This is a genomic window from Pseudoclavibacter caeni (assembly GCF_008831125.1).
Taxonomy (GTDB): Bacteria; Actinomycetota; Actinomycetes; order Actinomycetales; family Microbacteriaceae; genus Pseudoclavibacter_A; species Pseudoclavibacter_A caeni.
In genome coordinates, this window is sequence record NZ_WBKA01000002.1 from 221,041 (window position 1) to 233,586 (window position 12,546).

Below are 12,546 nucleotides of genomic sequence, written 5' to 3' on the forward strand. Positions count from 1 at the left end.
ACGGCTCAGAATCCCCTGATCGGTCTACTCGGTGAACGATACGCCGTTCGCCGAATCCACAGTCATGGTAACGTCGGTTCCATTTTGAGAACCCGTGAGGGAGTAAGTGCCAGTGAGGTCCTTAATAGCAGTATCGGCCGATGTACCTTCGGCGGGTTTGATAGTGATCTGATTACCCGTTCCTTCTGTGCTGTAACCAGCTTTCTTGATTGCATCGCCGAGCTTCTCGCTTGGATTGTCCACTGAATCGGCAGCAATAGTATTCTGCACACTCTGCAGTGCACTCTTCACTGCAGAAATGCGAGCCTGATTCTGCGAGTTCATATAAAGCGGGATGGCGACTGCGGCCAAGATCGCAATGATCGCGACCACGACGAGCAGTTCGACCAGGGTGAAGCCCTTCTGCTCCTCGTCCCGTTCGCGCAGTGCCTTGGCCCGATCGGCCAGTACCTTCGAAATCGTCTTCATTGCTGAATCTCCTAGATTCGACGAAAGGAGTTCGACGGTGCCAATCACTTGGCCTCGCCTGCACGGCCCCTTGCCGTACAGCTGTGATGGTATGAAACGAACCTGAAAGAAACCTGAAAGCCCTGTGCAACCGATCAGGAGTTGCCGACCATCGTGTTCAACTGGAACATCGGCATGTACAGCGCGATGACCATCCCACCGATGATCACGCCGATCACCACGATCATGATCGGCTCCATCACCGCGGTCAACCGATCGGTCGCCGACTGCACCTCCTCGTCGTAGTACGCGGCGACCTTCGTGAGCATGCTGTCCAGCTCGCCCGAGGCCTCGCCCGCAGCGACCATCTGCACCGCGGTGTTCGGGAACACCGGCTCGCGCCGCATCGCCGAGGCGAGAGACTCACCGTTGCTCACCGCCTCGCTGATCCGCAGCACCGCATCCTCAACCACAGCGTTCCCGGCGGTGCCCGCGACCGTCGCGAGCGCCTGCGTCAGCGACACGCCGGCGCGCGAGAGCACGGCGAGGTTACTCATGAAACGCCCCACAGCCACCTTCTGGTTGAGTTTGCCGAGCACCGGCATCCTCAGCAGCATCGGGTCGAGCACATGCCGCACCCGAGGGTTGTCTTTGTTCGCCCGATAGGCCACCACCACAGCGATCGAGAGCACGATGACGAGCGGGCCGAGCCAGGGCATCACATGACTGAGACTGACCAGAACCTGTGTCGGCAGCGGCAGCTCGCCACCCAGCTGTTCGAACATGTCCTGGAAGATCGGCACGATGAACCAGGTGATGCCGATCACAGCGAGCACCGCGATGACGAGCACCACGACCGGGTACGTCATCGCACTCTTGACCTCGTCATGCAGCTTCACCTGCCGCTCGTACGCGTCGGCGATGCCCTGCAGCGCAAGGTCAAGGTTGCCAGAGACCTCGCCCGCCTCGACGAGCTGCACAAACAGCTTGGGGAACACATCCGAGTACTGCGCGAACCCCTGCGAGAGCGAGATGCCCTGCTCCACCTGCGTGCGCACGCCGTCGAGCGCCTCGGCGACGACTTTGCTGTCCACCTGCTGCCTCGTCACACTCAGCACGGTCACCAGAGGCAGGCCAGCGCTGATCAGCGTCGACATCTGCCGGCTGATGATCGCCAGCTCACGCAGCTTCACCCCCTTGCCGAACCCGGGGATCGTGATCTCACGGTTCAGCCCTGACCTATCCACGGCGGTGATCGCGGTGGGCAGTATGCCAAGGCTCTGGATCTTGTTCGCCGCAGCGTCCTCGGTCGTCGCCACGACCGACCCACGCACGCGCTTGTTGTGCCGATCAAGACCCTCATAACGGTAGTCGGTCTCGGACGACGTACTCGTGGACATCCCTGTTCCTCCCATCCGGGGCATCTCTCCTCGCCCCCCGCCCGGGGTGCCGGGCGCTTGTCAGTCTGCAGTCCGTGTCGGCCGCGCACCGTCCGACGGTGCGCGGCTCGGTCAGCATCAGTAGGTGGAGATCCGGTTGCGCAACGACCGGAACGCCTGTGGATCCTTCACATACACCTCAGCCTCGCTGCGATCGACCTGCCCGGTGCCGACCAGCTCTGCCAGGTTCTGGTCGAGCGTGCGCATGCCATACTGCGACCCCGACTGCAACGCCGAGTACAGCAGGTGGGTCTTGCCCTCGCGGATCATGTTCGAAACGGCGCTCGTACCCAGCAGGATCTCACTGGCCGCGACCCGCCCACCGCCCACGCGCTTCAGCAGCGTCTGCGACACCACCCCGCGCAGCGTGCCGGCCAGCTGGGTGCGAATCTGCCCCTGCTGGGCGGCCGGGAACACATCGATGATGCGATCCACCGTCTGCACGCTGTCCTGCGTGTGCAGGGTGGAGAGCACGAGGTGGCCAGTCTCCGCAGCGGTCAGCGCCACCTGGATCGTCTCGTGATCACGGAGCTCGCCGACCAGGATCACATCGGGATCCTGACGCAGCGCCCGGCGCAAGGCCTCGTTGAACGACTTGGTGTCGCGGCCCACCTCGCGCTGGTTGACCACCGCCTGCTTCGGCTTGTGCACATACTCGATCGGATCCTCGATGGTGAGGATGTGGCAGGGCCTGGTCTCGTTGACCCGGTCGATCATCGCCGCCAGGGTCGTCGACTTGCCGGAGCCGGTCGGCCCGGTCACGAGCACGAGCCCGCGAGGCATGTCGGCCAGCTTGTACAGCGACTCGGGCATGTTCAGCTGCTTGAGGCTCAACACCTCATTGGGAATGAGCCGGAACACCCCAGCCACGCCCAACCGGTCGAACGAGAGGTTCACACGGAAGCGGTAGTCCTCGTCGTAATCGATGCCGAGATCAAGCTCGAACTCGTCGACGAGCTGCTCGAACTCCTCAGGTGTGAGGATCGACTTGACGATCGCGTGCATCTGCTCGTGCCCCCACGGGGTGGAGAACTGCGGCAGATGCTGCAGGTCGCCGTCGATGCGGAAGCTCGGCGCCACATCCACGCCGATGTGCAGATCGGAGGCCCCGCGCTCGATGACGAGCCGCAAGCACTCCCGCAGATCCGGATGCATCGTCTCCTGCAGACCGGCCCGCGTGCGCTGCTGGTCACGCTCCTGCACCAGCCGCTCGACCGCCGGATCACGCACCTGCGAAGCGAAGCCGGGCTGCTCGGCGCCCCGATCGGCGGGCACGGTGGCCTGGGCGGCGGGCGCGGTGGGCGTCGCCCGGGCAGAGACCGACACCTCGCCAGCACCCGACACGGTCGGCAGCACCCGGGTCTGCGGGGTCTCGACCGCGTCGGCAACCGTCGGAGTCGGGCCGGTGCTGGCGACGGGCCACCACGAGGAGCCGGCGGCGCCGGCATCCGACGTGCCAGACGCGGACGACGAGCCCGGCCCTACGGGCCCGGCCGTGGCATCCGCCGCGCCGGTGTCGGCAGGACCGGCCGCCTCCGGGTGGCCCGCCGCATCCGCAGCCCGCCACTCGGCGGCCTTGCGGCGCGCCCGCCGCGTCAGCTCCTCCAGCGACGACAGCCCATCGCCGCCATCCAGTGAGAACACCCGGTCACCGCCGGCCGAGGCGTCATCGCCCCGATCCGACCCACCGGTCGCGCCCCCATGCAACAGATCATCAAGAGACGACACGCAGAACCTCCTCGATCGTGGTGATGCCCTCGCGGACCTTCGTCCAGCCGTCACCGCGCATCGGCACGGTGCCCTCGGCCTGAGCCTGTGCGGCGAGGTCGCCCGCGCCGGCACCATCGAGTGTCATCCGCGCCAGCGTCGGCGACATCTCGATGATCTCGTGCACGCCCAGCCGCGAACGGTACCCGCTGTGCTGGCAGTGCGAGCAGCCGACCGCCTCGTACACCTGCACGTCTGCGATCTCCTCCAGCCCGGCGAGCCCCATCTGCTGTGCCTGCGCGATCGGCACGCTCGTGGGCCGACGACAGTACGCGCACAGCCGGCGGGCCAGGCGCTGACCGACCACCGCCGTCAACGCCGACGAGACGAGGTACGGCTCGACGCCCATCTCGGAAAGCCGGGTCACCGCACTGGCCGCGTCGTTCGTGTGCAGCGTCGCGAGCACAAGGTGGCCGGTCAACGACGCCTCGATCGCGATCTTCGCCGTCTCGGCATCACGGATCTCGCCGATCAACACGATGTCGGGATCGGCGCGCAGGATCGACCGCAGCGCCGCCGCGAACGTCAGCCCCGCCTTCGGGTTCACCTGCACCTGGTTGATGCCCGGGAACCGGAACTCGACCGGATCCTCCACGGTGATCACGTTCACCTCGGGCGTGGCCACCTCGCGCAGCGCCGCGTACAGGGTGGTCGACTTGCCCGACCCGGTCGGGCCCGTCACGAGCACGAGCCCGTGCGACTTGTGGATCGACCGCTGGAACGCCTCCAGCTGCGCGGGCTCGAAGCCCAGGTCACTCAGATGCGACGGCGCCGACCGGGCGTCCAGCAGTCGCATGACCACCGTCTCACCCCAGACTGTCGGCAGCGTCGCCACACGCAGATCCACACGACGGTCGCCGGTCGACACGGAGAACCGGCCGTCCTGCGGCGCCCGCTTCTCGGCGATGTTCATACCCGCCATGATCTTCAGCCGCGACACGATGCCGGCATGGATGTCACTGTCAGACCGCTGCACCTCGTGCAGGATGCCGTCGATACGGTAGCGGACCACCGACTCGTGCTCCCCCGGGTCGATGTGAATGTCACTCGCCCCGTCGTGGATCGCCTGGTTGATGAGCAGGTTGACCACCCGCACGATCGGCGCGGTGTCGTCATCGGCGGCGGTCTGCAGCGTCGCCGCCTGCCGCTGCTGCACCTCCTCACTGATCGCGTTCGTCAGCGCGCTGAGCTCCTTGTCAGAGCGGTGGTACTTGTTGATCGCCGCCTGGATCTCCTTGGCGCCGGCGACGACCGGGGTGATGGCGCGTCCTGACGACATCTGCGCGTCGTCAATGGCGAGAACGTTGCCGGGATCCTGCATCGCGAGCACGAGCCCGCCTTTGCCGGTCAATGCGATCGGGATCACCCCGTCGCGGCGGCACACACTCACCGGCACCGTCGACACGGCAGCCGGATCGATGCGCACCTGGTCGAGCGCCACATACTCGAAGCCGTCGCGCTGCGCGATGCTCTGCGCCAGATCGGCCGAGCTGACCTTCGTGTTGTCAATGAGCCACTGCACCTCGCGCGACGACCCGCGGACGGTGAGCGGGATGCTCTTCGCCTCGTCCTCGGTCAGCGCGCCACGGACCAGCAGATCTGGCACCAGTGAGAGCATCGGCAACTCCTTAGTCTTCCTGCGCTTCACACCCGACGAGCACCCGCGTGAACGACGAACCGCCCGCGAGCATCCGAGCCTTCCCCATCGTGTTCGACAGGCACCCGCCGGACGATCGTCGCGGTGCAGATCGGGCGTGTGAACGCCCGGACGACGAATCCTGACGCAACTGCACGCTTCACCGCAACGCGATGCCACCGAAGGCAGAGACGCTGTCAACCATCGCCCGCGCACGTCGCGAACGCGGTCGAACTCAGTGTACCTGTGTCACTGCATTCTCCAACATCTGTCTCGTGGCGCAGGGCGGGTTGCGGTACTCTACGGCGACTTGCAGAAGATCGGGGCTGCCGGCATCCGGCATGCGGCAGACGAGATGGCGACCAGCCTGTGGCGGGCGGCCGACGAAGGAGACGGTGGCAGCTGGAGAACCCACGACCTCACCCCGCAGTCCAGTGAACCGGGCGCACGCAACATGCGCTCAAGCTGGGCGAGGGCATGGCGCACGCGTGTCCGAGCCACTCGAGCGTCACGGGACAACGTCCCGCGCTCAGATGCCCCGCGGCACCCCTGACCCCCTACTCCTCCGCCGCGAGCTGCCCGCACGCGCCGTCGATCTCGCGGCCTCGGGTGTCGCGCAGGGTCGCAGCGACCCCGGCGTTCTCAAGCCGGCGGATGAACTCCCGCTGGGCGGCCGGCGTCGAGGCGGTCCACACCGAGCCGGGCGTCGGGTTCAGCGGGATCGGGTTGACGTGCGCCCACCCGTGACCGCGCTCGTTGAGCTTGGCGGCGAGCAGGTCAGCCCGCCACGGGTGGTCGTTCATGTCGCGGATCAGTGCGTACTCGATCGACACACGCCGCCCCGTCTTCTCGTAGTACTCATGTGCGGCATCGAGTGCCTCGTCGACCTTCCACCGGCTGTTGACCGGGATCATCTCGTCGCGCAGCTCGTCGTCGGGGGCGTGCAGCGAGAGCGCGAACGTGACGGGAACGCCCTCGTCGGCCAGCCGGCGGATCGCCGGCACGAGCCCCACCGACGACACCGTGATCTGCCGGGCGGACATGTCCATGCCCTCCGGCTGCGGGTCGACCATGCGGTGCACGGCGGCGATCACCCGCTTGTAGTTCGCGAGCGGCTCTCCCATGCCCATGAACACCACATTCGTCACGCGCTCATCGTCACGACGGCCGCCCTTCAGCTGCCCGTCGGCGATCACCTGGTTGGCGGCGACGACCTGGGCGACGATCTCGGCGGTCGACAGGTTGCGGGTGAGTCCCGCCTGCCCGGTCGCGCAGAACGGGCAGTTCATGCCGCACCCGGCCTCACTCGACACGCACAGGGTGATGCGGTTCGGGTACCGCATCAGCACCGACTCCACGAGCGCCCCGTCAAACAGCTTCCAGAGGAACTTGATCGTGTCGCCCCGGTCGGTGACGAGCCGGCGCACCTCGGTCAGCAGCGACGGCAGCACCATCGCGACAAGCTGTTCGCGGCCGGCCTTCGGCAGGTCGCTCATCGCCGCGGGGTCGGAGGTGTGGTGCACGAACCAGTGCTTCGACAGCTGTGTCGCACGGAAGGCCGGCTGCCCGAGCTCCTTCAGCCACGCCTTCCGCCCGGCCAGGTCGAGGTCGGCCAGATGCTGGGGCGGACGCCGCACCCGCCGCCGCTCGGCGAACTGCAACAGCGGCCGTCCGGCGCGGTCACGCTGCTGGGTCCAGCCCTCGGCGCGCGGCCGCACCTGCCGGTCGCCACGAGGATGCCGCCCCGCGCCCGCCCCGTCACGCTCATCGGCCCCGCCCCGGCCCCGCTCCTGAACCTCCGTGCGCTGCCGCGCGACCTCTGCCGCGGCGAGCCGCCCCGCGGTGCCGCAGGCGTCGCCGGTGCAGGAGGTCTCGGTCTGCGGTGCACGCTGCTCGGTCATCATTCGGCTCCTGCTCTGAAATGTTCTCGACGATGCGGCTGCTGCCGCGTGTGAACGTCGATCCATGTCTGGAACGCCTGCGACTGCGACGGTGTTCCGCCCACGCAGAGGCCCCAGAGGATCCCCGCTGTCAGGCGTTCTCGGCGATGCCGTGCAGCACGCCGCTGACGAAGCGAGGCGAGCTGTCGGTGCTGAGCACCTGGGCAAGCTTGCCGGCCTCCGCGATCGCGACCGCAGTGGGCACCTCGTCGTTGTAGAGCAACTCCCACGTGGCCACACGCAGGATGGCGAGATCCACCTTCGGCATGCGTGCGAGCGTCCAGTCGCGGGCGTACGCGTCGATCAGCTCATCGATCGAGGCCTGATGCTCGGCGACGCCCAGGGCGATCGTGCGGGCGTACTGGAAGCTGTCGAGGCTGTCGAGCTCCGCCTGGGCGCGAGCCTGGCGGGCGAGCTCGGGCTCGCTCTGCGGGAGATTGCCCTCGAGGTTGTGCCGGGCGTTCTCCAGCCACGCATCGACGGCATCGGGGATGCGCTGGCCGCGCAGGTCGGCCGCGTACAGCACGTCCACCGCCCGCTGTCGGGCGAGCGTGCGCCCGGAGAAGGGACGCGAGTCATCCTTCGGGGCGCGGGGGGTGGGCTCGACGATCGGCATCAGTCGGTCACGCGGCCCAGGTACTCGCTGGTGCGGGTGTCGACCTTGACCCTGGTGCCCGTCTCGAGGAACAGCGGCACCTGGATCTCGTAGCCGGTCTCAAGCGTGGCGGGCTTCGTGCCGGCGCTGGAGCGGTCACCCTGCAGACCGGGCTCGGTGTAGGTGACCTCGAGCACAACGGAGGCCGGCAGCTCGACGTACAGCGGGGTGCCTTCGTGGAAGGCCACGGTGGCCTCCTGATTCTCGAGCAGGAAGTGTGCGGCATCGCCCACGACGGCGGCCGGCAGGGTCACCATGTCGTAGTTGTCGGTGTCCATGAACACGAAGTCCTCGCCGTCCTTGTACGAGTACTGCATGCTGCGCTTGTCAACAGTGGCGGTCTCGACCTTCGTGCCCGCGTTGAACGTGCGGTCGACCACCTTGCCCGAAAGCACGTTCTTGAGCTTGGTGCGCACGAACGCGCCGCCCTTGCCCGGCTTGACATGCTGGAACTCGATGACGGTCCAGAGCTGTCCGTCGATGTTGAGGACGAGTCCGTTCTTCAGGTCGTTGGTGGTTGCCACAGTCTTCCGTTTCGTTCAGTCGTCATCGGTCGCACGACGGCAGGGCGGCGATCCCTCGCACGCGTCTCACACCCGTCGCGGTGCCAGCCCCGGTTGCGCGGGGCACAGGCACACGCAACCAGAGTACTCCTGTGGGATGACCGAGATGTGCGGCGTCCGGCGAGTTGGTGTGGTTCTCCGCAGCAGAAAGGGCCATCACCGATGCCAGACGATTACGTCAGAGCTCCAGCGAGGCCAGGCCTCGCCTGAGGCGCTGACCTACTCCAAACTCGTCACGCTCGCGCTGATCACGTCCGGCGGCCCGAAGCCGCGATGAACGGCACACCGCGCTGAGCGCCCCTACTCCCCCCGCGACCGGATACGCGCGATCGCCGCGAGCGCGAGGGCGTACGAATCGAACCCGAACCCCGCGATCGTGCCCGTGGCGACGGCCGAGATCACACTGCGGTGGCGGAACCGCTCCCGGGCCGCCGGGTTCGAGATGTGCACCTCAACCAGAGGCAGACCCGCCTCAGGCACCTGCACGGCCGCATCGGCGAGCGCATACGAGTAGTGCGTGAACGCGGCGGGGTTGAGCACGACGGGGCGGCGGGTCTCGATCGCCTCGAACAGCCAGCCGATCAGCTCGCCCTCGTCATCGGTCTGCCGCACCTCGGCGGTCAGCCCGAGCCGGACGGCCTCATCGGCGAGCGCGCCGCGCAGGTCGTCGAGGGTCGCAGTGCCGTACACCTCGGGGGTGCGGGCGCCGAGCCGGCCGAGGTTCGGCCCGTTCAGCACCAGCACGTCGCCGCCGATGGTCTTCGTCTGGCTCATTCCGTCTCCTCCTGCTCAGTGGTGCCTGCCCGCCCCGATACCAGCCTGTCGGCCGCGCTGTGGATGCCGCTCATTCCGCGATCTCCTGGTAGGCGGTGAACAGCAGGTCGGGCTCCGGCCCGGTGAGCACGATCGGGTGCCCGATGCCATCGAGGATGATGAACCGCAGCACGTCGCCGCGGGTCTTCTTGTCACGGTGCATGACGGCCAGCAGCTGGTCCCACGCTCCGCGCCGGTACGTGGTGGGCAGCCCGAGCGACTGCAGCACCCGGTAGTGGCGGTCGAGGCCCGCGTCGTCGAGATGCCCGGTGAGATTCGCCAGGTGGGCGGCGAACGCCATGCCCACCGAGACGGCCGCACCGTGGCGCCACTGGTACCGCTCTGCGTACTCGATCGCGTGCCCGAGCGTGTGCCCGTAGTTGAGGATCTCGCGGCGGCCGGACTCACGCAGGTCGGCCGAGACGACCTCGGCCTTCAGCGCGACGGCCTGGCTGAGCGCGTCGAGGAACACCGGCGAGTGCGGGTCGACGGCCGCGTCATGGTGCTGCTCGATCAGGTCGAGGATCGTGTTGTCGCCGATGAACCCGCATTTGATCACCTCGGCGTACCCGGTGAGCAGTTCGTTGCGGGGCAGCGTCGCGAGCACGCGCGGGTCGGCGAACACGGCGACCGGCGGGTGGAACGCACCGACCAGGTTCTTGCCCTCGGCGGTGTTCACCCCGGTCTTGCCGCCGACGGCCGCGTCGGCCATGCCGAGCACGGTGGTCGGGATCTGCAGCACCTTCACCCCGCGCAGCCAGGTGGCCGCGACGAAACCGGCGAGGTCGGTGACCGCCCCACCGCCCAGGCCGATGATCAGGTCGGTACGGGTGAAGTCCGCCTGGCCGAGCAGCTGCCACAGGAACGAAGCGACCTCGATACGCTTGGCGGCCTCGGCATCCGGCACCTCAGCGGTCATCGCGGTGACGACGCCGGTGCTCAGCCCCTCCCGCAGCTCCTCGGCCAGCTTCGTGCACGAAGGCTGGTGGACGATGAGGATGCGGCGCACACGGTCGTCGATCGCCTCACCGATCAGGTCAAACGCCCCGGGGCCAACGAACACGTCGTAGGGTCGGTCACCGGCGACGTGGACGACGCGCACGTCCCCCTCGTCGGTGCGGCGGATGCTGACGTCGCCCCCGGCCCGCTGGTCGCCGCCCGGAGCGGTCGGGTCCGCCGCGGGGCTCCCCTTCTGCAGGTCCGGCTGGCTCGTCGGCGCGCCGCCCTGCCCGGTCACGTTCTGGTTCTGATCGGCGGTCGTCATGGCCTGCTCCTCGCTGTCTGTCGGGTCGGAACCATCAGTCCGGCCGCCATCCCCGGCACGGTCGCCGCCCACCCGACCACCGAACGCAGATGCGCCCGACGCCCCGGCAGACACGACACCGGATACCACACGTTCGCCGGCGGCGGTCTCTCCAGCCGCAGTGCCCTCATCGCCCGCCCCGAGAGCGTCGACCACCCGGTCGACGACCTCGTCGACGGTGAGGGCGCTCGTGTCGACGGCCACATCGGCGAGACGACGGTAGGTGTCGATGCGCTCGTCGTGCAGCCGGCACCACGTGTCGAGACCCCCGGCGAGCAGGGGCCGCTCGACGGCGTCGGCCGCCCGGTCGGCGGCGAGCCGGCGGGCGACGGTGTCGTCGGCCACGTCGAGCAGCACGATGCGGTGCCCGGCGAGCACGGCCTGCACGGCCGACTGCAGCGGGGCGCCCCCGCCGAGCGACACGACGTCGCCCCCTGGCGCTTCAGTCTCGTCCGCGCCAACGCCCGCGAGCACGTCTGCGACCGCCTGTGCCTCAAGCCTGCGGAACGCGTCCTCACCGTCGCGGGCGAAGATCTCGGGGATCGCACCATGGCGGGCGGTGATCACCTCGTCGGTGTCAACGAACGCCCTGCCGAGGCGGGCGGCCAGTGCCCGACCGACGCTCGACTTGCCGGCCCCGGGCGGGCCGATGAGCACGATGCTCATGCCCGCTCCGAGCTCTGCTCGCTGACCTGCTCGGCGAGGTCGGCGACCGCGTCGGGGTCGACATCCCCGGCGCTGCGCAGGCTGGCGGGGATCGCGTCCACGTACCCCTGCAGGTTGCGGCGGGTCTCGGCGACCGAGTCGCCGCCGAACTTCTCAAGCACCGCCTGGGCGAGCACGAGCGCGACCATCGCCTCGGCGACGACGCCCGCGGCGGGCACCGCACACACATCCGACCGCTGGTGGTTCGCGCGGGCGGGCTCGCCGGTGGCGACGTCCACGGTGCGCAGGGCACGGGGGACGGTCGCGATCGGCTTCATCGCGGCCCGCACCCACACGGGCAGGCCGTTGGTCATGCCGCCCTCGAGGCCGCCGGCACGGTTCGACGCCCGGGTGATCTCCGCAGCGCCGTCGATCGTCTCCAGCCCGATCTCGTCGTGAGCCCGGGAGCCCGGGATCTCGGCGAGAGCGAACCCGCGGCCGACCTCGACGCCCTTGATTGCCTGGATGCCCATGAGCGCTTGGGCGAGCCGGCCGTCGAGGCGACGATCCCACTGGATGTGCGAGCCGAGCCCCGCGGGAACCCCGTAGGCGACGACCTCGACGACGCCGCCGAGCGTGTCGCCATCCTTGTGCGCCTGATCGATGCGCTCGACGATGCGGCGGCTGGTCTCCTGGTCGAAGCAGCGCACCGGGTCGGCGTCGAGCCGGTCGACGTCCGCGGGCGTCGGGTGCGGGGCGTCGTCGGGGGCGTGCACCCCGCCGATCGCGACGGTGTGGCTGACCAGGTCGATGCCGAGCTCGTGCAGGAACGACCGGGCGATCGCGCCGAGCGCGACCCGGGCGGCGGTCTCGCGGGCGCTGGCCCGCTCGAGGATCGGCCGTGCCTCGTCGAAACCGTACTTCTGCATGCCGACGAGGTCGGCATGGCCGGGACGCGGCCGGGTCAGCGGCGCGGCGCGTCCCCCAGCGAGCGTGGCCCGGCCGATCGGGTCGGGGGTCATCACCCGCTCCCACTTGGGCCACTCGGTGTTACCGATGCGGATGGCCACCGGTGAGCCGATCGTGCGCCCGTGCAGGATGCCGCACGAGAGCGACAGGGCATCCTGCTCGAACTTCATCCGGGCGCCGCGACCGTAGCCGAGACGGCGGCGGGCAAGCTCCCGGCCGATCGCCTCACGGGTCACGGGCACGCCCGCGGGCAGCCCCTCGATCATCGCGATCAGCTCGGGGCCGTGCGACTCCCCCGCGGTCAGCCAGCGCAGCATGTCAGTACCTCTTCCTCCTCGCGGCCGACGCCCTCGGGCGCCCGCCGGCTCT

At 68.7% G+C, this 12,546-nt stretch carries 10 protein-coding genes and 1 pseudogene; all 11 read right to left on the bottom strand.

Annotated elements, in window-relative coordinates:
• Window positions 1-24: 24 nt before the first annotated feature.
• Window positions 25-468, bottom strand: a complete 444-nt coding sequence (locus F8O02_RS09345) for a prepilin-type N-terminal cleavage/methylation domain-containing protein (RefSeq protein ID WP_158035861.1) — start codon at window positions 466-468, stop codon at window positions 25-27.
• A 134-nt stretch (window positions 469-602) separates the two neighbouring features.
• Complete coding sequence (locus F8O02_RS03530; RefSeq protein ID WP_179416300.1) at window positions 603-1,847, bottom strand: type II secretion system F family protein; 1,245 nt, start codon at window positions 1,845-1,847, stop codon at window positions 603-605.
• Window positions 1,848-1,964: 117 nt separating this feature from the next.
• Window positions 1,965-3,614, bottom strand: a complete 1,650-nt coding sequence (locus F8O02_RS03535) for a type IV pilus twitching motility protein PilT (RefSeq protein WP_225734091.1) — start codon at window positions 3,612-3,614, stop codon at window positions 1,965-1,967.
• On the bottom strand, window positions 3,601-5,271 hold the full coding sequence (locus tag F8O02_RS03540; RefSeq protein WP_158035863.1) for a GspE/PulE family protein: 1,671 nt from the start codon (window positions 5,269-5,271) through the stop codon (window positions 3,601-3,603). The genes F8O02_RS03535 and F8O02_RS03540 overlap by 14 nt, the downstream gene beginning before the upstream one ends.
• Before the next feature lie 575 nt (window positions 5,272-5,846).
• Complete coding sequence (rlmN, locus tag F8O02_RS03545) at window positions 5,847-7,193, bottom strand: 23S rRNA (adenine(2503)-C(2))-methyltransferase RlmN (RefSeq protein WP_404821169.1); 1,347 nt, start codon at window positions 7,191-7,193, stop codon at window positions 5,847-5,849.
• A 127-nt stretch (window positions 7,194-7,320) separates the two neighbouring features.
• The gene (gene nusB, locus F8O02_RS03550) at window positions 7,321-7,845 is read right to left on the bottom strand and encodes a transcription antitermination factor NusB (RefSeq protein ID WP_158035865.1); all 525 of its coding nucleotides are present in this window, start codon (window positions 7,843-7,845) and stop codon (window positions 7,321-7,323) included.
• On the bottom strand, window positions 7,845-8,408 hold the full coding sequence (efp, locus tag F8O02_RS03555; protein ID WP_158035866.1) for an elongation factor P: 564 nt from the start codon (window positions 8,406-8,408) through the stop codon (window positions 7,845-7,847). The genes nusB and efp overlap by 1 nt, the downstream gene beginning before the upstream one ends.
• Before the next feature lie 339 nt (window positions 8,409-8,747).
• Window positions 8,748-9,221: a type II 3-dehydroquinate dehydratase gene (locus F8O02_RS03560; protein ID WP_158035867.1), complete on the bottom strand. Its 474-nt coding sequence runs from the start codon at window positions 9,219-9,221 to the stop codon at window positions 8,748-8,750.
• A 70-nt stretch (window positions 9,222-9,291) separates the two neighbouring features.
• Window positions 9,292-10,524, bottom strand: coding sequence for a 3-dehydroquinate synthase (aroB, locus tag F8O02_RS09160; protein ID WP_225734105.1), 1,233 nt, complete (start codon window positions 10,522-10,524; stop codon window positions 9,292-9,294).
• Between the two features lie 192 nt (window positions 10,525-10,716).
• Window positions 10,717-11,229, bottom strand: a pseudogene (locus tag F8O02_RS09165) (shikimate kinase); the annotation flags it as partial.
• Window positions 11,226-12,494, bottom strand: coding sequence for a chorismate synthase (aroC, locus tag F8O02_RS03570; RefSeq protein ID WP_158035869.1), 1,269 nt, complete (start codon window positions 12,492-12,494; stop codon window positions 11,226-11,228). The gene aroC and the pseudogene F8O02_RS09165, both read right to left, overlap by 4 nt.
• Between the last annotated feature and the right edge of the window lie 52 nt (window positions 12,495-12,546).